This is a genomic window from Mesorhizobium sp. B1-1-6, assembly GCF_006443035.1.
In the GTDB taxonomy this organism is placed as follows: Bacteria; Pseudomonadota; Alphaproteobacteria; order Rhizobiales; family Rhizobiaceae; genus Mesorhizobium.
The window spans coordinates 59,011-78,312 of sequence record NZ_VFWR01000011.1; the positions used below are offsets into that span (position 1 = coordinate 59,011).

Annotated in this window: 28 protein-coding genes and 1 tRNA gene; 8 read left to right on the forward strand and 21 right to left on the reverse strand. The window is 62.5% G+C overall.

All coding sequences use genetic code 11. From position 1 onward, the window contains the following. Positions 1-171 precede the first annotated feature (171 nt). Positions 172-399, reverse strand: a complete 228-nt coding sequence (locus FJ979_RS21765) for a hypothetical protein (protein ID WP_140583704.1) — start codon at positions 397-399, stop codon at positions 172-174. A gap of 77 nt (positions 400-476) precedes the next feature. Here FJ979_RS21765 and FJ979_RS21770 point away from each other — a divergent pair, with 77 nt between their 5' ends. Further along, positions 477-1,355: an ATP-dependent DNA ligase gene (locus FJ979_RS21770; RefSeq protein ID WP_140583705.1), complete on the forward strand. Its 879-nt coding sequence runs from the start codon at positions 477-479 to the stop codon at positions 1,353-1,355. After that, positions 1,355-1,576: a hypothetical protein gene (locus FJ979_RS21775; protein ID WP_140583823.1), complete on the forward strand. Its 222-nt coding sequence runs from the start codon at positions 1,355-1,357 to the stop codon at positions 1,574-1,576. Before FJ979_RS21770 ends, FJ979_RS21775 begins: the two co-directional genes overlap by 1 nt. Here FJ979_RS21775 and FJ979_RS21780 read toward each other — a convergent pair. From FJ979_RS21780 to FJ979_RS21810, 6 genes are all read right to left on the reverse strand, one after another. Continuing rightward, positions 1,573-1,818 carry a hypothetical protein gene (locus tag FJ979_RS21780; protein WP_140583707.1) on the reverse strand — a complete coding sequence of 82 codons (246 nt, stop codon included), beginning with the start codon at positions 1,816-1,818 and terminating at the stop codon, positions 1,573-1,575. The two genes, FJ979_RS21775 and FJ979_RS21780, sit on opposite strands and share 4 nt — an antisense overlap. Positions 1,819-1,821: 3 nt before the next feature. Continuing rightward, positions 1,822-2,085 (reverse strand): hypothetical protein, encoded by a 264-nt coding sequence (locus tag FJ979_RS21785; protein WP_140583709.1) that lies wholly within the window; start codon positions 2,083-2,085, stop codon positions 1,822-1,824. 193 nt (positions 2,086-2,278) lie between these two features. Beyond that, a complete protein-coding gene (locus FJ979_RS32655) occupies positions 2,279-2,467 on the reverse strand; it encodes a hypothetical protein (protein ID WP_181175116.1) in 189 nt (62 codons plus the stop codon). Positions 2,468-2,485: 18 nt separating this feature from the next. Then, positions 2,486-3,190 (reverse strand): SOS response-associated peptidase, encoded by a 705-nt coding sequence (locus tag FJ979_RS21800; protein WP_140583713.1) that lies wholly within the window; start codon positions 3,188-3,190, stop codon positions 2,486-2,488. A 9-nt stretch (positions 3,191-3,199) separates the two neighbouring features. Beyond that, positions 3,200-3,580 (reverse strand): hypothetical protein, encoded by a 381-nt coding sequence (locus FJ979_RS21805; RefSeq protein WP_140583714.1) that lies wholly within the window; start codon positions 3,578-3,580, stop codon positions 3,200-3,202. Continuing rightward, complete coding sequence (locus FJ979_RS21810) at positions 3,580-4,167, reverse strand: hypothetical protein (RefSeq protein ID WP_140583716.1); 588 nt, start codon at positions 4,165-4,167, stop codon at positions 3,580-3,582. Before FJ979_RS21810 ends, FJ979_RS21805 begins: the two co-directional genes overlap by 1 nt. A 160-nt stretch (positions 4,168-4,327) precedes the next feature. Between FJ979_RS21810 and FJ979_RS21815 the strand changes: the two genes are divergently transcribed. Continuing rightward, positions 4,328-4,588 (forward strand): hypothetical protein, encoded by a 261-nt coding sequence (locus tag FJ979_RS21815; RefSeq protein WP_140583718.1) that lies wholly within the window; start codon positions 4,328-4,330, stop codon positions 4,586-4,588. A gap of 202 nt (positions 4,589-4,790) precedes the next feature. Beyond that, positions 4,791-4,867 (forward strand) — tRNA-Pro (locus FJ979_RS21820). 46 nt (positions 4,868-4,913) lie between these two features. On the opposite strand, the gene FJ979_RS21825 is transcribed toward FJ979_RS21820, so the two are convergent. After that, positions 4,914-5,375, reverse strand: coding sequence for a YbaK/EbsC family protein (locus FJ979_RS21825; RefSeq protein ID WP_140515717.1), 462 nt, complete (start codon positions 5,373-5,375; stop codon positions 4,914-4,916). A 138-nt stretch (positions 5,376-5,513) separates the two neighbouring features. Beyond that, complete coding sequence (locus tag FJ979_RS21830) at positions 5,514-5,798, reverse strand: helix-turn-helix transcriptional regulator (protein ID WP_140493999.1); 285 nt, start codon at positions 5,796-5,798, stop codon at positions 5,514-5,516. A gap of 285 nt (positions 5,799-6,083) precedes the next feature. Between FJ979_RS21830 and FJ979_RS21835 the strand changes: the two genes are divergently transcribed. Continuing rightward, positions 6,084-6,695: a hypothetical protein gene (locus FJ979_RS21835; RefSeq protein ID WP_140583720.1), complete on the forward strand. Its 612-nt coding sequence runs from the start codon at positions 6,084-6,086 to the stop codon at positions 6,693-6,695. Positions 6,696-6,915: 220 nt separating this feature from the next. Further along, positions 6,916-7,101 carry a hypothetical protein gene (locus FJ979_RS21840; protein WP_140494001.1) on the forward strand — a complete coding sequence of 62 codons (186 nt, stop codon included), beginning with the start codon at positions 6,916-6,918 and terminating at the stop codon, positions 7,099-7,101. A 283-nt stretch (positions 7,102-7,384) separates the two neighbouring features. Here FJ979_RS21840 and FJ979_RS21845 read toward each other — a convergent pair whose 3' ends face one another. The 7 genes from FJ979_RS21845 to FJ979_RS21875 all read right to left on the reverse strand — a co-directional run bounded on the left by FJ979_RS21845 (position 7,385) and on the right by FJ979_RS21875 (position 12,240). Next, the gene (locus tag FJ979_RS21845; protein WP_140494003.1) at positions 7,385-7,687 is read right to left on the reverse strand and encodes a hypothetical protein; all 303 of its coding nucleotides are present in this window, start codon (positions 7,685-7,687) and stop codon (positions 7,385-7,387) included. A gap of 100 nt (positions 7,688-7,787) precedes the next feature. Next, positions 7,788-8,327: a MerR family transcriptional regulator gene (locus tag FJ979_RS21850; protein WP_140494005.1), complete on the reverse strand. Its 540-nt coding sequence runs from the start codon at positions 8,325-8,327 to the stop codon at positions 7,788-7,790. A 224-nt stretch (positions 8,328-8,551) separates the two neighbouring features. Continuing rightward, positions 8,552-8,875, reverse strand: coding sequence for an integration host factor subunit alpha (locus FJ979_RS21855; RefSeq protein WP_140494007.1), 324 nt, complete (start codon positions 8,873-8,875; stop codon positions 8,552-8,554). A gap of 100 nt (positions 8,876-8,975) precedes the next feature. Continuing rightward, on the reverse strand, positions 8,976-9,947 hold the full coding sequence (locus FJ979_RS21860) for a beta-ketoacyl-ACP synthase III (RefSeq protein ID WP_140494008.1): 972 nt from the start codon (positions 9,945-9,947) through the stop codon (positions 8,976-8,978). Between the two features lie 9 nt (positions 9,948-9,956). After that, the gene (gene plsX / locus FJ979_RS21865) at positions 9,957-11,027 is read right to left on the reverse strand and encodes a phosphate acyltransferase PlsX (RefSeq protein ID WP_140494009.1); all 1,071 of its coding nucleotides are present in this window, start codon (positions 11,025-11,027) and stop codon (positions 9,957-9,959) included. A 119-nt stretch (positions 11,028-11,146) separates the two neighbouring features. Beyond that, positions 11,147-11,695, reverse strand: a complete 549-nt coding sequence (locus FJ979_RS21870) for a DUF177 domain-containing protein (protein ID WP_140515709.1) — start codon at positions 11,693-11,695, stop codon at positions 11,147-11,149. After that, on the reverse strand, positions 11,692-12,240 hold the full coding sequence (locus tag FJ979_RS21875) for a ubiquinol-cytochrome C chaperone family protein (protein ID WP_140494013.1): 549 nt from the start codon (positions 12,238-12,240) through the stop codon (positions 11,692-11,694). Before FJ979_RS21875 ends, FJ979_RS21870 begins: the two co-directional genes overlap by 4 nt. A gap of 114 nt (positions 12,241-12,354) precedes the next feature. Between FJ979_RS21875 and FJ979_RS21880 the strand changes: the two genes are divergently transcribed. After that, positions 12,355-12,870: an outer membrane protein assembly factor BamE gene (locus FJ979_RS21880; protein WP_140494015.1), complete on the forward strand. Its 516-nt coding sequence runs from the start codon at positions 12,355-12,357 to the stop codon at positions 12,868-12,870. Positions 12,871-13,113: 243 nt separating this feature from the next. Here FJ979_RS21880 and FJ979_RS21885 read toward each other — a convergent pair whose 3' ends face one another. Further along, the gene (locus tag FJ979_RS21885) at positions 13,114-15,255 is read right to left on the reverse strand and encodes a sodium-translocating pyrophosphatase (protein ID WP_140521791.1); all 2,142 of its coding nucleotides are present in this window, start codon (positions 15,253-15,255) and stop codon (positions 13,114-13,116) included. A gap of 230 nt (positions 15,256-15,485) precedes the next feature. After that, on the reverse strand, positions 15,486-15,986 hold the full coding sequence (locus tag FJ979_RS21890) for a DUF2165 domain-containing protein (protein ID WP_140494019.1): 501 nt from the start codon (positions 15,984-15,986) through the stop codon (positions 15,486-15,488). Between FJ979_RS21890 and FJ979_RS21895 the strand changes: the two genes are divergently transcribed. Continuing rightward, positions 15,958-16,299, forward strand: coding sequence for a hypothetical protein (locus FJ979_RS21895; protein WP_224519177.1), 342 nt, complete (start codon positions 15,958-15,960; stop codon positions 16,297-16,299). The two genes, FJ979_RS21890 and FJ979_RS21895, sit on opposite strands and share 29 nt — an antisense overlap. 25 nt (positions 16,300-16,324) lie before the next feature. Here the strand turns inward: FJ979_RS21895 and FJ979_RS21900 are convergent, their stop codons facing one another. The 3 genes from FJ979_RS21900 to FJ979_RS21910 are packed head-to-tail and all read right to left on the reverse strand — an operon-like array spanning position 16,325 to position 19,169. Beyond that, the gene (locus FJ979_RS21900; RefSeq protein ID WP_140583722.1) at positions 16,325-17,074 is read right to left on the reverse strand and encodes an ABC transporter permease; all 750 of its coding nucleotides are present in this window, start codon (positions 17,072-17,074) and stop codon (positions 16,325-16,327) included. Then, positions 17,071-18,009 carry an ABC transporter ATP-binding protein gene (locus FJ979_RS21905; RefSeq protein WP_140583723.1) on the reverse strand — a complete coding sequence of 313 codons (939 nt, stop codon included), beginning with the start codon at positions 18,007-18,009 and terminating at the stop codon, positions 17,071-17,073. Before FJ979_RS21905 ends, FJ979_RS21900 begins: the two co-directional genes overlap by 4 nt. Next, entirely contained in the window at positions 18,006-19,169 is a 1,164-nt protein-coding gene (locus FJ979_RS21910) for an ABC transporter permease (protein WP_140583725.1), read from the reverse strand. Before FJ979_RS21910 ends, FJ979_RS21905 begins: the two co-directional genes overlap by 4 nt. Positions 19,170-19,302: the final 133 nt, after the last annotated feature.

Below are 19,302 nucleotides of genomic sequence, written 5' to 3' on the forward strand. Positions count from 1 at the left end.
CCCGTCTCGGCTCACGCCGGGGCGGGCTTTTTGCGTTTTAGCGCGGAACAAACCGGCTGTGTGCTAGGTTTTGAGCGTCGGAAGCTTCGCAGCGATGACAACTCCCCAGGCTTCCGCAGCCCGTCTCGCTCCACGGCAATGGCTTCGAGACGGGCTGTTTTTGCGTTCAGGCTATGCCTTGATATTCGGCGCCGGCGGCTTCATGGTCGCTTGCAATTGCAATCTCTCTACCGTCGCCACGATTGCCGCTGAGATCGCCTCGGCCTCGCCCAGCAAATCGGGACCAAAGAGGCCGTTGACCGTCTCTTCGCTTGGCAGCACGCCCGGCGGGCAGTGTTCCTCGATCGTTCGCCGGATCATCGTCAGCGCCAACCGGCAATCGTCCACTTCGATATTCATTTTTCCCACATTCAATTTCGCTAAAATGCAACCAAAACGCCCCGCGCGCCTTGTGTCGCGGTTGGAGTAACAAGTGCATGCGTAACGCCGGAGAGCGGCTGAAGTTCATCCCGCCAATGGAGCCGGAGCTTGTCGACACCCCGCCCGAGGGCGACGACTGGCTGCACGAGGTCAAATTCGACGGCTACCGCACACAGGTCATCAAGGACGCCGGCGGCATCCGCCTGCTCACCAGGCGAGGGCACGACTGGACGGGGCGCTACAAGGTCCTCGCCGAAGAGGCCGCGGCGATCGAGGCCGATACCTTCATCATCGAGGGTGAAGCCATCATGACCAACGAGGCCGGCCTGTCGGACTTCCATGCCTTGCAGGCTGCCGTCAGCAAGCGCACCCCCTCGCGCGACCTCTACCTCGTCGCCTTCGATCTGCTCTATCTCAACGGCCACGACCTGCGAGATATGCCGGTGGAAGACCGCCGCGAGATCCTGCATGCGATGATCCCGGCCGGGGGCCGCATCCAGTTCAGCGAGGCGCTGCCGGGAACCGGCGATGCCGCCTATCACCTTGCCTGCGAGGCGAACATCGAAGGGATCGTCTCGAAGCGAAAAACCAGCGCCTACCGCAGTGGGCCGACGATGAACTGGCGCAAGATCAAATGCTTCGACGAAAAGGAGATGGACATCATCGGCGTGCAGCGAGAGACCGGGAAGCCGGCCATGGTGCTGATGGCCGACAAGGGCCACTACAAAGGCGGTGCCTTCGTCACCTTCAAGGCCGACAAGCGCCAGCGCCTGTGGGATCGCGTGCAGGGCAAGGTCGGCGGGCCGGTGCCAAAGGGCCTCAAGAAGGAAAAGGCCGAATGGCTTAAGCCTGGTCTTGTCGGCCGGGTGAAATTCCTCAAGGGTGAGGAAAAGCTGCGGCATGCGAAGCTGCTGGACTACAGGGAGAGTAAATGATGGCGGTAGCCAAGAAAGACCAGGAGCGCGTCACTTACGCCTGGATGTATGGTGCCCAGGCTCAAAAGGACGGCAAGGAGCGCGCGGTGCCGGCCTATTGGCAGGAGCACGCCGACGCCTGGCTACAGGGCTATGACGGGACCCCTCTGAACGGCGGGCCGAAGCCGATCAGTGATCAGATGGAAGCAGAGATCGACGAGGCCGGCGTCGAGAAAAGCTAAATCGACTTGCCGGCACGGATCATGGCGCGCGCTATTGCCAACTGTGCCTCCGTCTTGGCGTTCTCCTTCTGGGTCATATTGTCGGCCGCGATGAGCCGTCGCAGTGATTGCATGATTTCGCCTCGTGTCCATCCCACCTCGAGCATGCAATCTACGATGGCTTGAAATTCCGGCTCCATAGCCTCTTGGCAATCGATCGATCGGTCCGAATAGTCTTCCTGGCGCTTGGGCGGATTGATCATCGTTCATTCCATGTCCGGCACTTCGCCGCTGGTGAAAAGCACATTCGGCGGGCCGTAGTCACCCACCGCCGGGTCTGCATCTCGGCTCCAGGCTATGACACCGGCATGTTGTGCGGCAAGCGCCTTGGCCGTTCGAATGGCGCGCTCTTCACTCTGCTGATCTGTTGGGCCGTATGCGGTGAACAACTCACCGTCTTCGCCACGATCGAACGCGACGACAACAATCAGTTTTGGTTTCTTCTGGTTAGGCAGAACTTGATCGGACATTGCCGCCCCTAAAGGTAATGATCGCCATCAGCTCGATGCGCCAGACAGAACCAGTGTGGCTCTCGTCGCGGCCGAGCAAAGCCGAACGGCGCCCGCAGGCCGCACCCGGCATGTTCGCAGACGTGGTTCTCAATTCGTACCCGCTCGCGGGGTACCGCGGTCATGCCATCAGCAACTCTGGCCGGTTCGTCGCTCATCCGAAGCGCTTGCCGAGAGGAGAAGCCTCGAGCGCGTCGAGCTGATCCTGAAGGCGGCCGTTCAGCACGATCATTTCCTTCAGAGCCTTCATCGTATCGCCCTTGTGCTGGGCAACGAACTTGTCGGCTACGGCTTGCAAGGCTGCTTCCTGACGGCTGTCGAGTGTAATGATGCGGTCTGCCATGAGCGGAACCTCCACTGCTTAGAACAATGAGCCCTGCTGCGGCGCCTGTTGCGGAAACTTGATCTGGGTCGCTGGCTTGTCGACGATCACGAGGGCATCGTCAGGCGCGGGGCGCTGCAACTTCTTCGCCTCCGACCAGGGCGCGGTAAGCCAGGTCTCGATCTCTTCCTGGCTGGTCAGGATCACCGGCATGGCCTTCTCGTGGATCGGCTTGATCAGCGCGTTGGGCGCGGTTGTCATGAAGCCGTAGAGCTCGAAGTCTCCCGGGCCATCCTTGACCTTGCGCACGCCATGCCAAGGCGTCCAGAGGCCTGCGAAGAAGAACAAGGGACGCTCCTCGTTCAGCGCGAACCAGTAATTCCGCTGGATACCGGTTTCGGGGTCTTTGTCGCCGGGCGTTGGGGACGGCTCGGCAAAGCTGGTTACAGGAACCACGCAGCGATGCTCGATCCCGACATATTGCTGCCAGTGTCCATACTGTGGATTGCGAATGTTCGTGGTGCCGTAGTCGGCGGCGCCTTTCACGCGCTCGGCAGGCGTCGGCATGCCCCAGAGAAGGTTAGCGACCTCCCGCTGCCCATCTTGAGCGTTCCGAACCACCGGGCCCGGCCTGTTCGGGTAGATGTCGAGCGACGGTTCCAGGTTGCCGAGGACGTCGCGCAGCGCGCTCGTCCACTGGCGTATGGCCTCCTGGCTGGTCGTGAGATTGTAGAGATTGCACATGTCTTGCCCCTAGTTGCGCAGAATCTCGGGAACGCTCAAAGGCCCAAGGTCGAGGATGCGCTTGTATTCGCCCGTGCGGCGCCAGACACCCCGGATCTTCCCACCCTCTCGATCGCGTTTGGGATCGAACACGTCGCCGCCAAAATGGTCAAGGAAGGCCTTCGCCGCGGCGGGGTCGGCGAAGCAGTGGATGCGATAGTCCTCATATTTGCCGCTCGGCCATATCGCCTGCACCCGCCTTATCTGAGGCTTGACGCCGATGTCCTGGCAGAACCGCGTGATCATGGTCAGGTTCCGATCCGTGCAGATGTCATCCGGCAAGGCGACCTGGTACGGCCAATCCCGGTCGATGACCGATGGCGCCGGCGTGACGCGATTGCGTTTAGGCATCAGTGTAACGACGGCTTCTCGGTAGCTGCCTCCAGCGCATTGATTGCGTCGCGCACAGCCCGGCGCTTCGGCTCGATCGGTTCATCCGGGCGACGATGCGCAAGGGCTAGGACGGTGAAGGCCATAGACAGGTCGCCAATAAGGTCGCGCATTGAAAGCTGGCCAACGACCTCGGCAGCAACCCGCCAAGCCAAAACAGCGTCCTCCCCGTTCAACGTGTCCTTGCCATCTTGCTCGAGATGTTCGCGAAGCATCGCCAGCGCTGCCGAACGATCGGCGAGTTGCGTCTCCGCATCGGTCAGCAACTCCAGGCTGACCGAGATGGGCTTGCGGTTCTCCGGCCAGCCGTCACAACAGGCCTCCAATGCTGCAGCATGAGCTTGCGCCCAAGCACTTGCGGCGCGGGATGCCGAATGGTCAGGACCATCTTCGGGCGGACCGTTGATGTCCCAACCTTCAACGGTAAAGGCACCGTAAGCTGCTTCCTCGGCAGTGAAGCCAGCGCGCGCCAGGGCTTCCTCTGCTGCCGCTAGGCCTCGCGAAATTTCCTCGGGCGATGCGCCCGGAACTGACAGAACGAGGTCCATGTCATCCTCCTGTGGCTATCCTGCCGATAGTGAACGAAATGAGAACATTTGAGTCAAGCCCCCTCTTGACGAGTCAGGAATACGTTCCTCATTTCTGGGTATGCCAGAGACCTACGCGCCCAAAAGACGAGACTATCCGCTGTCAAATTTGAACGACGGCATGCGTCTGGTGCGCATCCGCTGTCGCTACTGCAAGCGGACCCACTGCTACTACCCCTCGGATCTCATCCAGATATTCGGGGACGTCGATGTCGATTCCCTGATGGAAAGAATGAAGTGCGAAAATGATCCAAGCCACGGCCGGCTCGATGTCGAGGCGTTCGCGCCGACGGGCAGAGAGGCCGTCGGGCTTCGGATCCGGCGCCTTGTTGCTCTCAAGATCCAGCGCGTTCCTGTCTGGCGAGAGGAGCCGCCGCGGTGACCGATCGCCTGACCGTCCGCCTAGCCTAGGCGGTTTGGCCCCGCTAGTTATCCACAGAACGACTCGCGAACGTCCGTGGGACTTCCCGTGGGACTTTTCGTCGGGTTCCCCCGATATCTGCCCAGATTGATCGGCTTCTGTTCTCATCGCGCTTTTTTGCTCTTGCACCGCAACGCCTGAGAATATAGGGCTTTGCGCGGTCCGGAGTGTAGCGCAGCCCGGTAGCGCACTTGACTGGGGGTCAAGGGGTCGTCGGTTCGAATCCGGCCACTCCGACCATTTTAAACAAGGACTTACCCCCAAAGTCCGTCTCATCGATCGCCATCTACCCCTGGCACACATCGACCCATTCGGCGCCGGTGAGATCAGCCATGCGTTGCGGTGCGATGCGCACCGCCGCGTTGGTGGCGCCGGCGGCGGGCACCACCTCTTCGAAACCGCGCAGCGACACGTCGCAATAGACCGGCAGCGGCGCCGGCAGGCCGAACGGGCAGACACCGCCGACCGGATGGCTGGTTGCCTCGATAACCTCAGCGGCCTCCAGCATGCGCGGCTTGCTGCCGAACCGATCCTTGAACTTGCGATTGTCCAGCCTGGCGGTGCCGCTGGTCACGATCAGCATGGTGCGTTCGCCGACGCGAAGGCAGATCGTCTTTGCGATCTGCGCCGGCAACACGCCGTGCGCCTGCGCAGCCAATGCTACGGTTGCCGAACTCGCGTCAGTCACGATCACGTCGATGTCAGGCGCCTTGCTGGCAAAGAAGGCACGAACGGATTCCAAGCTCATCGAAACCCCGCGGATCGAAATGTCGAAGCAGCAAGCTAGGCCGGCGCGTCCATAAACACGTGCCGAAGCCTTCAGTCACGGCAAACAGAAAACCCGCCAAGGTCCCCGGCGGGTTTTCGAACATGCATGGCACTGGCGCTACAGCGCGGGGCGGTCTTGCGCGGCCCGCGCCTGCACGGCCGTGCCGAGCAGCGCCTCCTGAGGAAGCCGAAGCGCCGACGCAATACGGCGCAGTTGCGACGGATCGGCCGTCCTGCCGTTCTCGATATCCTCGATTTCGTCGACCGACAGACCGGTTGTCAGGGAAAGCTCCTCGACACTGTATCCCCTGGTTTCCCGAATCGTTCTGAGGGCGCTATGGCCTTGCCCGGCTTCGCTGGCAACCAGTTCCGGGAGGGGTTCGCGCTTTGCACTGTATGGCATTGGCAACTCCGTTGGCTGAAAGAGTTTGATGAAAATGGTGTTGCCTGAGACGGCGAGAACATGCCCGCTTGCGGGTGATTTGCCAAGTCACAAACTGGCCGTCACAGCATCGTGAACCATGCCTGGCGGACGCCGCTCGCAACCGCTCTCGATCAAGTTCTTTTGAACACCTGATCACCTCGTCCCTCGATGATTTTTACGACCCCGTTCGTTGGTTCAATTGCGCCGGCGCGAAACCCAAGACGTTGCCGGCGCGGCTGTCATTTTCCTGAAAGGATCGATGCGATGAAATTGCGGACAATCATGATCGTGCTCGGCACGCTTTCCAGCCTTGGCCTTGCTGCAACCAGCGCGCCGGCGGCAGACACGGTGCGGGTGCGCGGCGTCGTGGCCAGTTCCGACCAATCCCAGCTGACGGTGAAAAACCGCCAGGGTGGCATGGATAAGATCAAGCTCGCTGCCGGATGGAAGATATCGGGCGTCGCGGGCGCGTCGGTAAAGGACATCAAGCTCGGCGATTTCCTCGGCATAGCATCCGTGTCGAAGGCCGATGGCGGCAGCGGCGCGCTCGAGGTCGTGGTGTTTCCCGCAGCCTTGAAAGGCACGGGCGAAGGCGACCGCGCCTGGGACCTCAAGCCCAACAGCCGCATGACCAACGGCACCGTCGCCGACGTGACCGACGTGAATGGCCGCGCGGTGACGCTGACCTATGACAACGGCCAGACAAAGAAGATCTCAATCCCCGACAAGACGCCGGTCGTCACCTTCGCGCCGGCCACGCCGGGCGATCTCAAGCCCGGCGCGCCCGTCGTGGTCACCGCGACGCGCGGCGCCGACGGCACGCTGAGTGCCAACCGCGTCGTGGTCGGCAACAATGGCGTGGTCCCGCCCATGTAAGCCGGTTGCGTCTGCGGCCCCGTACCGAAATTTCTCCCGCTCATCGGCGCTGTGGGCTCAGCCTGTCGGCGGAGCCCACAGGCTGCGCCGCCAGACACATTCCAGAAACAAAATTCTATATTCGGGAAATACTGACGAAAAAAATCGGGAGCGTAATCCCGCTCGCGGCGAACAGGCTGTTGGCCTGATTCAGATTGCCTGCGAAAAAAGGAAGATATCCATGAAGAAGTCCCTCCTCTCGGCCCTCGGGCTTGCAGTTGCACTTGCATTCACCATGCCAATCCTCGGCGCGACCAGCGCTGATGCGGCGCCGATGCACAAGCATCATCGTCATCATCGCAAGCACCATCGCAGCCACCACTACCATCATCACCACCACCACAAGGTTATGGGCAAGAAGGCCTGAGCTTAACCGACTGCCAATGAGAAGACCGGCTTTGGCTTCTTGTTCGAAGCCGGTCTTCTCCTGGTTTCCTCCGGATACGCGCCGTATCAGCGCGATCTCGCAGCGCTACAACGAGCGCCTGCTCTGACGAAAAAACCCCTGTTCGTGCTGCAGACCGACAAGCTGGGGCTATGGCCCTTTTTTCGTGGCACCCACAGGCGCCGCTGTCCTAAACCGGGTGCACTTTCGGGCAACATGAATCTCCCGCGCACCGATCCAGCGGAACCGAGGAATAAAATAAAGGTCAGCGCCGGCTGAACAGCAGACTGGCGACCAGACCAAGCACCACAAAGCCGATCGCTGCGGCCGCCGCCGGATGCTCGCGGGCGGATTTCTCGATCGCCCTGCCCCGCTCGCGGATCGCCGGCAACGCATCGTGCAGACGTTCCGCAAGGTCGGAATACGTGTCAAGCGCCGCGTCGCGACCGTCTTCGTAATAGGCGCCGCCCCGCCTGGACGCAGCCTTCTTCAGGGCCGCCAATTCCCTGGAGAGTGCAGCGACCCGCCTGTCGAGATCGACGTCCGAGAGGGTCGAGAATAATGCCATGATGCGTTTCCTTGTCTGCTCAAGCCTTGTCTTGCTCAAGAAAACGTAACGCATCACCCAAAGGCGGGTTCCCGTTCTTCAGGCGCCGGCCGGTTGCCCGTCAGCGCACTTGGTCGAGGAGGCGCTTGCATTCGAGGAGGTCGAACAACGCTTCCTGCAACAGCGCGCGATTGTCCCGCGACAGTTTCGAAGCGTCCGGCTGGACCGGGCCTTCCTCGTCGCTCTTGCCAAGACCGAAGAAACGGCGGCTGGGCTTGACCCTCGGCTGGCCAACCAGTTCGTCATCTCCGCCGCGCGGCTGCGCTGCCGCCGTCAACGGCACCTGGTCGGCCTGCTTTCGTTGCGAGATCGCCTCGACGGCGGCCATATCGCCATTGCCGATGGCAACCAGGAAATGGTTGCCGTTTTCGCGCAACAGCTTCTGCACGCCCTTAATGGTGTAGCCCTGGTCGTAGAGCATATGGCGAATGCCCTTGATCAGTTCTACATCCTGCGGCCGGTAGTAGCGGCGGCCGCCGCCGCGTTTCATCGGCTTGATCTGGTTGAAACGCGTTTCCCAGAAGCGCAGCACGTGCTGCGGCAGATCGAGGTCTTCGGCGACCTCACTGATGGTGCGAAAGGCGTCAGGGCTCTTGTCCATGGGCGAAATCCTCACACTGGAGCATGATCCCGGGACATGGGAACCGGCGTTCGAACGAGATTCCCTCGACAGGAGGGGAGCTCATTCCGGCTGCGCGTAACGATCACGCGGAACACCAATCCGGCCATGTTGCCGAATCGGGTCTCATTTCAGCGATTTGTGAGGCAATATTCAAGCCCGGCATCATCGCAAGGCCTGTTTTCAACCGTGCATTTGCAGCGAGCCTACTTGCCGCCCTTCGCCTTGCCGCTCTGGTGGGAGCGCAAGATGCGGTTCTTCAGCACGTTCGACGACTTGAAGGTCATCACCCGGCGCGGCAGGATCGGCACCTCTTCGCCGGTCTTGGGATTGCGCCCGATGCGCTCGTTCTTGGAGCGGACGTGGAACGTCGCGAAAGACGACAGTTTCACCGTCTCGCCACGGACGATCGCCTCGCAGATCTCGTCCAGCACCGCCTCGACGAGTTCCGCCGATTCAGTGCGCGACAAACCTACCTTGCGGTAAACGGCTTCGGCAAGGTCGGCGCGCGTAAGTGTCTTTCCCCCCATGCGACCGTCCCATCAGCTCAAACATAAAATCGACACAACAGCGGCAGAGCCTAAGTAATTGATCCGGCAAGGTCAAGGACCGAACCGGACCGTTCGGCACTTACCAGCGAAGCAGAACCGCGCCCCAGGTGAAGCCGCCGCCCATCGCTTCCAGAAGCACAAGGTCGCCCTTTTTGATGCGGCCATCGGCAACAGCCACGGAAAGCGCCAGCGGCACGGAAGCAGCCGAGGTGTTACCGTGCAGATTGACCGTCACCACCACCTTTTCCTCAGCTATCCCGAGCTTCCTGGCGGAAGCGTCAATGATCCGTTTATTGGCCTGATGCGGCACGAACCAGTCGAGGTCGTCGGCGGTGATGCCGGCCTGCGAAAACGTCGCCTCGATGACGTCGGTGATCATGCCTACCGCATGTTTGAAGACCTCGCGGCCTTCCATCCTGAGGTAGCCGACCGTTCCCGTCGTCGAAGGCCCGCCGTCGACAAAGAGCTTGTCCTTGTGCGCGCCGTCGGAGCGCAGGCTCATCGCTAGCACACCGCGGTCGGCAATACTGCCGCCCCCTTCGCCGGCTTCAAGAACCAGGGCGCCGGCGCCATCGCCGAACAGTACGCAGGTCGAGCGATCGGTCCAGTCGAGGATGCGCGAGAAGGTCTCCGAGCCGATCACCAGCACGCGCTTGGCCAAGCCGCCGCGAATATAGAGGTCGGCCGTGGTTACCGCATAGACGAAGCCCGAGCATACCGCCTGCAGGTCGAAGGCAAAGCCGTGATGCATGCCGAGCCGGTTCTGGATCTCGACGGCCGTGGCCGGAAAAGTATTGTTGGGCGTCGAGGTCGCCAGCACGATCAGGTCGATGTCTCCGGGCGTCAGGCCGGCATCGGCGAGCGCTGCGCGCGCCGCCGCCTCACCCAGCGAAGCGGTGGTCTCGTCGTCGGCCGCGATATGGCGCTGGCGGATGCCGGTGCGCTGGGCGATCCACTCGTCCGAGGTTTCGACCATGCCTTCAAAGTCGGCATTCTTCATGATGCGGCGGGGCAGCGCGGCGCCCATGCCGCGCACGACTGATCTGATCAAAGTTCTTTCCTATTCCTTTGCGTCGCTGACGACGTCGGATTTCCTAGATGTCTGGGCATGCGGATTGCGCGCATGGAACAAGTCCAGGTCGGCCTCGATGCGGTCGAGCAGATTGTTGCGCACCATATCGTAGCCGAGTTCGATGGCGGCGGCGAAACCATCCGAATCGGCGCCGCCGTGGCTTTTCACCACAATGCCGTTCAGCCCCAGGAAAACGCCGCCATTGGAGCGGCCGACATCCATCTTTTCGCGCAGGCGATCGAACGCGCCCTTGGCGAAGATATAGCCGATCCTGGCCATCAGCGTACGGCTCATCGCCGCCCGCAGGTAGCCGCCAATCTGGCGCACCGTGCCTTCCGCCGTCTTCAGGGCGATGTTGCCGGCGAAGCCTTCGGTGACGACGACGTCGACCACGCCCTTGCCGATATCGTCGCCCTCGACGAAACCGTGATAGTTCATCGAGGCCATATTGGCTTCACGCAGCATGCGCCCAGCCTCCTTGACCTCTTCCTGGCCCTTGATCTCCTCGACGCCGACATTGAGCAGGCCGACACTGGGCCGCGAGACGCCGAAGACCGATCGGGCCATGCCGGTTCCAAGGATGGCAAAATCGATGAGCTGGTGCGCATCCGCGCCAATGGTGGCGCCGACGTCGAGGACCACGCTTTCGCCGCGCAGCGTCGGCCAAAGTGCCGCGATCGCCGGGCGGTCGATGGTGGCCATGGTGCGCAGGCAGAATTTCGACATCGCCATCAGCGCGCCGGTGTTGCCGGCCGAGACGCACGCGTCCGCCGTACCCGACTTGACCGCCTCGACAGCCTTCCACATCGACGATTTCCAGCGGCCATGGCGCAGCGCCTGGCTCGGCTTGTCGTCCATCCTGACGGCCACCTCGCAGTGGAAGAATTCGCTCACACCGGCCAGCTTGGGAAATTTGGCCAGCTCGGGTCGTACGGCCTCCTCCCGCCCGTAGATGACGAAGCGGACGTCGGGACGGCGGGTCGCGACCGTCATGAGCGCCGGAATGACCACGGCTGGTCCGTGATCGCCGCCCATGGCATCGATGGAAATCCTGATCACGCGGTATTCATCTCACGGTTTTGCTTAGGCGGCGGATCGTTTTAGTGATCGCGAAGGTTCGGCGAAAATAGCGGTTTTGGACATTCGCACAACCGACTTTTCCGTCGCGGGTGAGGTTTTCAGGATTTTCCCAACAGCGACCGCAGTTTCTGCTGAAATTCATTCTCCACCGGTTCGGCCTCGCGGCCGGCATCAAGCGACGCACCCGGCTTGCGCGGATAAGGATCGATGGCCAGTCCGAAGAACTGCTCGGCGAGTGCCCCGACATCGATCGTGTCGCCTGAAAATGTTTCGGGACTGTCAGGTCCATCCGCGTCGAGCAGGATCTCGCCGCCGCCTTCGAATCCCTGTCGTCCAAGCTTGGAATCCTCGGGCAGGAACAGAGCCTCGAATGATTCGTCGATATGCGCCCCGACCGGATCGAGCGTGACGATACAGGCCTGGGTGATGTCGGCCTCGACCCGGCCGCTGACCTTCACGCCATTGCGTTTCCACGGCGTCACCAGGAATTCGGCACGGTAGGCTTCGACCGAGAGCAAGCTGTGCTCTTCGGCGAGTGTCGCGCGCTGGGTGGCGTCGGCCTCGATGACCACCGGCAAGCCCTTCTGCGGCAGGCGGGCGACGTTGGCAAAAAACGATACCGGACTTTGCGGATCGGCGTGCTTCATCGATCTGCCTCCTGGGCGAGCGGAAAGGTCACCGTGCCGGAGACGATCGCCCGGCACGGCTGCGTGGCCAGCCGGTTGCGGGCATCGGCGACATAGTCGGACAGTCGTGACGCTTCCGCCCAGGCCGCGGCGTCGGGCCGGACATTGCGTGCAAGGGCGGCGGTGAGCCCATCATGATCATTGCGCTCCAATGCGTCGTCATAGGCGGCGGTGCGGCCATAAAACATCTTCGCCAGCTTTTTCATGCGCTTGGGCACTCCGACATCGCCAATGCCGAGTTCCCGCAGCGAATGGTCGACGTCGAGGAAAAACTCGTCGATCAGCACCTGCGCGATCTCCTGCGCCACGCCGTCTTCCCCACGCAGCCGGTGCTGGACCAGGAACATGTGCAGCGACAGCATTTCGAAACGCCCAAGCGGCGTGTCCGGCACATTCCAGTGGGAATAAAATACGGTCTGCCGCGCGGCCGCCACGATTTGTGCGTAAAGCGCGTCGGTGATGGCGCGGTTGGCGTGGCGTTCGCGACCAAAAAGGCGCTGGAACATGGGGATGGTCTCCGGGGACCGTTTGTTGAATTGGCCTTGTTGCATCGGCAAGCAAGCTGGTTTACCGGTTTTGCGGCCCAGCGCAAGTTGCGGCGATATAATGGAGAATTGTTGTTGCGCGCGCTGAATTTCAAGTCGACCTTCTCTTCCAGGCCCGCTGGCGCGATCTCGCTGCTGGCCATCATTGCGGCGCTTTCGGCCTGCAACAGTTCCAAGATGATCGGTGATCTGAACCCCAGCGAAACGCTGACGCAGGGGTATGTCATCGATCAGCAGGCGATCGATTCGGTGCCGGTCGGCTCAAGCCGCGAGCAGGTGCTGCTCGCGCTCGGCACGCCCTCGACGACGGCGACCTTCGACAATGAAGCCTTTTACTACATCTCGCAGACTCGCAAGCGCTATGTCGCCTTCGACAAGCCCCGGCTGATCGATCAGCATGTGCTGGCGGTTTATTTCGGGGCCGATGGGCGGGTCACCCAGATCGCCAATTACGGCCTGAAGGACGGCAAGATCTTCGACTTCATCTCGCGCACCACGCCGACTGGCGGCAAGGACCAGAACTTCCTCAGCCAGATCATCAACGGCGCCAGCAAGCTGGCGCCCGGCATTCCCGGCGGCGGCACTCCCTGATCTCAGACCCGCCTCCCCTTGGGGATGGCAGCACCATCTCAGGCGACCAAAAACCCGTGGGAGCGATCCCACGGGTTTTTGTTATCATGGGGCGGGAGAGGCCGGCTCGTCGGCGATGGGCAGACAGCGACGGCAGGACGCGGACGCAGCCGTTGAAATTCGTTTTCCGCGTTCCAAAACCGCCGTCAAATAAAAACCCGCGGGGATTGCTCCCCGCGGGTTTTCATTGTCGAGCTTTGCCGCTCAGCCGTGCGCCAGCACCGCCAGCAGCAGGAGCGCCACGATATTGGTGATCTTGATCGCCGGGTTGACCGCCGGGCCGGCCGTGTCCTTGTAGGGATCGCCGACCGTATCGCCGGTCACCGAGGCCTTGTGCGCCTCGGAACCCTTCAGGTGCTTGATGCCGTCCTTGTCGGTGAATCCGTCCTCGAACGACTTCTTGGCGTTGTCCCAGGCGCCGCCGCCCGAAGTCATCGAGATGGCGACGAACAAGCCGTTGACGATGACGCCGAGCAGAGAGGCGCCGAGAGCCGCAAAGGCCGACGCTTTCGAGCCCGAGATCAGCAGCACGCCGAAATAGACGACGAGCGGCGCCAACACCGGCAGCAGCGACGGGATGATCATTTCCCGGATCGCCGCCTTGGTCAGAAGATCTACCGCGCGCGCATAGTTCGGCTTGGACGTGCCGGCCATGATGCCCGGGTCGTCACGGAACTGCTTGCGCACCTCCTCGACGATGGCGCCCGCCGCGCGGCCGACGGCCGTCATGGCGATGCCACCGAACAGATACGGGATCAAGCCGCCGAAGATCAGGCCGGCGACGACGTAGGGGTTGGAAAGATCGAAGGAGACCTCGCCCATGCCCTGGAAGTAGGGATATTTGTCGCCATTGGCGGCAAAGAATTTCAGGTCGTTCGAATAGGCCGCGAACAGCACCAGTGCGCCGAGGCCCGCCGAACCGATGGCATAGCCCTTGGTCACCGCCTTGGTGGTGTTGCCGACCGCGTCGAGCGCGTCGGTGGAGTGGCGCACTTCCTTGGGCAGGCCGGCCATTTCGGCGATGCCGCCGGCATTGTCGGTGACCGGGCCAAAGGCATCGAGCGCGACGATCATGCCGGCAAGGCCGAGCATGGTGGTGACGGCGATCGCCGTGCCGTAAAGGCCGGCGAGCTGATAGGTCGAGATGATGCCGCCGACGATGACGATGGCCGGCAGTGCCGTCGATTCCAGAGAGACCGCAAGGCCCTGGATGACGTTGGTGCCGTGCCCGGTCACCGACGCCTGGGCGATCGAGTTGACCGGACGCTTGTTGGTGCCGGTGTAGTACTCGGTGATCACGACGATGAGACCGGTCACCACGAGGCCGATCAGGCCGCAGATGAACAGGTTCTTGCCGGTGATGACCATGCCGGCGACAGTGCCGACCTCGCCCCAGCCAAGCGTGGCCGAGGTGGCGACGCCCAAGCCCACGATGGACAACAGGCCAGTGACGATCAGCCCCTTGTAGAGCGCGCCCATGATCGAACCGTTGGAGCCGAGCTTGACGAAGAAAGTACCGACGATCGAGGTCAGGATGCAGGCGCCGCAGATAGCGAGCGGATAGAGCATCGCGGCACTCAGAACCGCGGTGCCGCCAAAGAAGATGGCGCCCAGCACCATGGTGGCGACGACTGTCACCGCATAGGTCTCGAACAGGTCGGCCGCCATACCGGCGCAGTCGCCGACATTGTCGCCGACATTGTCGGCAATGGTGGCGGGGTTGCGCGGATCATCCTCGGGAATACCAGCTTCGACCTTGCCGACCAGATCGCCGCCGACATCGGCACCCTTGGTGAAGATGCCGCCGCCGAGACGGGCGAAGATCGAGATCAGCGAGGCGCCGAAGCCGAGCGAAACCAGCGAGTCGATGACGATACGGTCATTGGGCTGAAGCCCCATGAAATGGGTGAGGATCAGGTAGTAGATCGACACGCCAAGCAGGGCAAGGCCGGCAACAAGCATGCCGGTGATGGCGCCCGACTTGAATGCGATGTCGAGGCCGGCGGCAAGGCTGTTGGAAGCGGCCTGTGCCGTGCGAACATTGGCCCGCACCGAAACATGCATGCCGATGAAGCCGGCCGCGCCCGAAAGCACGGCCCCGATCAGGAAGCCGATCGCGGCGGTGATGGACAGCAGCCACCAGGCGAGCAGCAGCACGACCACGCCGACGATGGCGATGGTGGTGTACTGGCGCGCCAGATAGGCTTGCGCGCCCTCACGGATGGCGGCGGAGATTTCCTGCATGCGTGCATTGCCCTGGTCCGACGCGAGGACCGAACGTGTCGCCCAGATGGCGTAAAGGACAGAAAGCAGGCCGCAGGCGATGACGGCGGAAATTATGGTCATGCCGGGTTTTCCTCGATTGCTGGCCCAAAAGAACCCCTCCCTGGGCCGTTGAGACAAAGACGGAATCCCGTGCGCGGAATCCCCCTCTTCGCAGCGGTGTATGCGAAACAGGGCCGCGAACGTCAAGATATTGTTCGGTTTTTGCCCGGCTTTCGCCCAAAAGAGCCAGACGGCGGCAGGTGTCGCCATGCCGCTGCTGCTTTATATCGATTGAAATCACGGATCAGCACTCAGGTTTGGCGCAGATCACCGTCTGGCTGGATGACGAAGATCAGCACCGCCAGCATGGTCATGTAGAACATGAATGCCTTCTGCTGGCCGTTCCAGATGCTCGATTGCCACATGGCGAACCACTCGCCGCCCACCACCATAAATCCAAGATACCAGATCAGGAATCCCATCGTCGCGGCGATAACGGCGAATTTCTTGGCATCGTTGAAAACCTCTCCGCTGGCATTGCGCGCTTGCCACAGGTTCCAGGCCGCGATCAGGTAGAGCAGACAGGTCAGCGCCTCGCCGGCGATGATGAGCCAGTAGCCCGTCGTCCATAGCGAGGGGTTGGTGATCGAGCGATACATCAGCGCGTTGCCGGGAAAGGTCGTGTCCATGCTCAGCACGTGCTGGACAAAGGCGAAGTTTGAGCCGTAATCGGTGACGTTGCCGAAAGCGACAAGAAAGGCGAAAGCCGCCAGACAGAGACACATGACGATCTTGGAGAAGCGCAAGGTCATGGCAAGAACTCCTGCTGAAGGATCGGGGCATCGGCCCAATCAATCGCCGAGTCCCGAAGATCGCGCAACTGGCAGGCGGGTGTTGATTACGCTCACGGCCAGCGCAAGACATTATGCCGGCAAGCAAGTCATCGCCGAACCCATCGAGGCGCTCCAGCTCGGCAGCGATTGCGCCGTGGGTGATCTTGTCTCGCTCGTGAAAGCCGGCACACAACACGACTTTGCCGTCATCTGCCGCCGCTGGATCTGCAAAGAGCAAGGCATCGAACTCGAACTGACGCTCGACCACCCTGCCCGTTCAAGTGGACGTTGAAAGATCGGAGCACCGGGACAGAAGCCTACTCGGCCTGGCGCCCCATGCGCCGCGCGGCATAGCGTTCGACCGCCGACAACCCATCATAGATCAGCACGGCCAAGGCGGCGACGATCAGGCCGCCCTGCAAGATGAAAGCGAGATTGTTGGACAAGAGCCCGGCAATGATCACCTCGCCCAATGTCTTCGCTGCAACCGTCGAGCCAATGGTGGCGGTGGCCAGGCTGATAACCACCGACAGCCTTATGCCGCCGAGGATGACCGGCGCGCTGAGCGGCAATTCGACCTTTAGCAGCCTTTGCCAACCGGTCATGCCGGCACCGCGCGCCGCTTCCATGACATTGCCGGGCAACGTCGTCAGGCCGGTCAGCGCGTTCTCGAAGATCGGCAGCAGACCATAGAGGAACAATGCGATCAGCGTCGGCTTCTCGCCGAACCCGACCGCCGGCACGGCAAGCGCCAGCACCGCCACCGGCGGGAAAGTCTGGCCGATATTGACCAGGCTGCGTGACAGCGGCAGGAATTCGGCGCCGGCAGGTCTGGTGACCAGGATGGCGAGCGCGACCGCCGCGATGGTGGCGGCGAGCGTGGCGATCAGCACGGTGCGCAGGTGCAGCAGCATCAGCGTCAGCAGGCTGCCCTGATTGTAGATCACCGGCGCGCCGTTCTCGGTCAGCGGCTTGAGCAGCGGCTCGAACCAGCCGGGACTGGTGACGAAAGCGACCAGCAGCACCACCAGCGCAAGCCTGAGCAGCAACGGCAGCCAGGCTTTCATGCCGGCCTCGCCGCACGCTTCACCAAGCCGTCGACGGTAACCCGGCCGAGCGGCTTGCCGTCGGCATCCTTGACCGGCAGCGCCGGGCGGCCGGACCAGAGAAGTTCGGCCAGCGCGTCGCGCTGGCTGGCGTCGCCAGGAATCGCCTCACCTTCCGCCGCGCCCTTTTCGACTGCGTCGCGCACGCGGCCGAGCGACAGCAGCCGGAACGGTTTTTCGCTGGCGCCGACCAGGGTCTCGACGAAGCCGCTGGCCGGCCTCGCCAGGATCTCCGCCGGCCTGGCATATTGTACCAGCTTGCCGGCATCCATGACGGCGATCTTGTCGCCCATATGCACGGCCTCTTCCATGTCGTGGGTGACGAGGATGATGGTGGTGCCGAAGCGCCTCTGGATCGCAAGAAGGTCTTCCTGCGCCTTGGTGCGGATTATGGGGTCAAGCGCGCCGAACGGCTCGTCCATCAACAGCACGTTGGGTTCGGCCGCGAGCGCGCGGGCGACGCCGACGCGCTGCTGCTGGCCGCCGGAGAGCTCGTGCGGATAGCGCGGCCCGTAGGCCTGCGGGTCGAGCTGGTAGAGCGTCATCAGTTCGTCGACACGGGCCTTGATGCGATCCTTGTCCCAGCCAAGCAGCGCCGGCACGGTGGCGATGTTCTGCGCCACCGTGCGGTGCGGGAACAGGCCATGGCCCTGGATGGCGTAGCCGATGCTGCGCCGCAGCTCGTAGCCGGGCACCGAGCGGTTGTCGGCGCCGTCGAGCTTGATGACGCCGGAAGTCGGCTCGACCAGCCGGTTGATCATGCGAAGCAGCGTCGTCTTGCCGGAGCCCGAGGTGCCGACGATGACGCAAAGGGTGCGGGGCTCTATGATCATCGAGACTTCATCGACCACCGTGGTCGCATCGTAGCGCTTGGTAATGCCTTCGATCTCGATCATGCGGGGTCCGCCCTGCGCTTGGTTGAGGTCATTTCGATCACCGCGTCGAGAATGATGGCAGCAGCGAAGGCGAGCGCAACCGTCGGCACGGCGCCAAGCAGCACCAGGTCCATCGCGGTCTGGCCGACGCCCTGGAACACGAACACGCCGAAGCCGCCGCCGCCGATCAGGGCGGCGATGGTGGCGAGGCCGATGTTCTGCACAAGCACGATGCGGATACCGGTGAGGATCACTGGGAAGGCCAGCGGAAACTCGACGCCGAACAGGCGTTGGCGATCCGTCATGCCCATGCCGCGCGCCGCGTCATTGGCGGCACGCGGCACACCGGCAAGGCCGACCACGGTATTGGCGACGACCGGCAGCAGCGAATAGAGGAACAGCGCCACGAACGCAGGTGCCGTTCCGATGCCGCGGATACCGAGCGCGGCCGCTCCCGGCACATGCGCCGCCACCCAGCCGAGCGGCGCGATCAGCAGGCCGAACAGCGCGATCGAGGGAATGGTCTGGACGATGTTGAGCACGTTGAGCACGCCGGCGCGCAGGCGCTCGACGCGATGGCACAGGATGCCAAGCGGCAGGCCCAGTATCACCGCCGCCGCCAGCGAACCAAGCGCCAGCGTGACATGTTTGGCGCCCTCGGCCCAGAAACTGTCGGCACGGTTGAAATATTCCTTGAGGATCGAAAGGCTGTCCCAGGATCCCGATATGAGCAGCAGCCCGATGGCGAGCGCGGCAACGACAAGCACGCCGACACGTGACCAGGGAGACAGGTTCATTCTCGTCAGCACGTCGGCCAGCAGGAGGGTAAAGGCAAAGATCAGCAGCCAAAACCCGGAGGCCGGCGAAACGCGCGCGAAGGTATTGCCTGCCGGGGTCAGGAATGTCCCGGTGACGCCGATCAACAGCGCGAGAGCCGCCAGCGTGATCACGCTCGCGGCAAGGCGCAGGACGAGCGGCGTTTTCAGCAGCGCGACAAGCGCGGCTGCGACAACGATGGCCAAAAGCAGCGGGCCGGCCAGTGCCGGAAGTGCCTCTACGATCGAGCGCGCCTGGCCGGGCACGATGCGATTGGCGCGGAACGTGGCGAAGGGTGCTACGAAAGCCGCATAGGCAGCGATCGCGGCGATGACCACGCCGAGCTTGTCGAAGCGGAGGGTCATGGCTGCCCCTCAAAGGGGGAAATCTGCCACGAGGTACACAGTTGGCTGGCGACTGGCGAAAGCCGACGCGATTTCCGATCTCCCCCCTTGCGGGGGAGATGGCCGGCAGGCCAGAGGGGGGTGTGAAGGATCG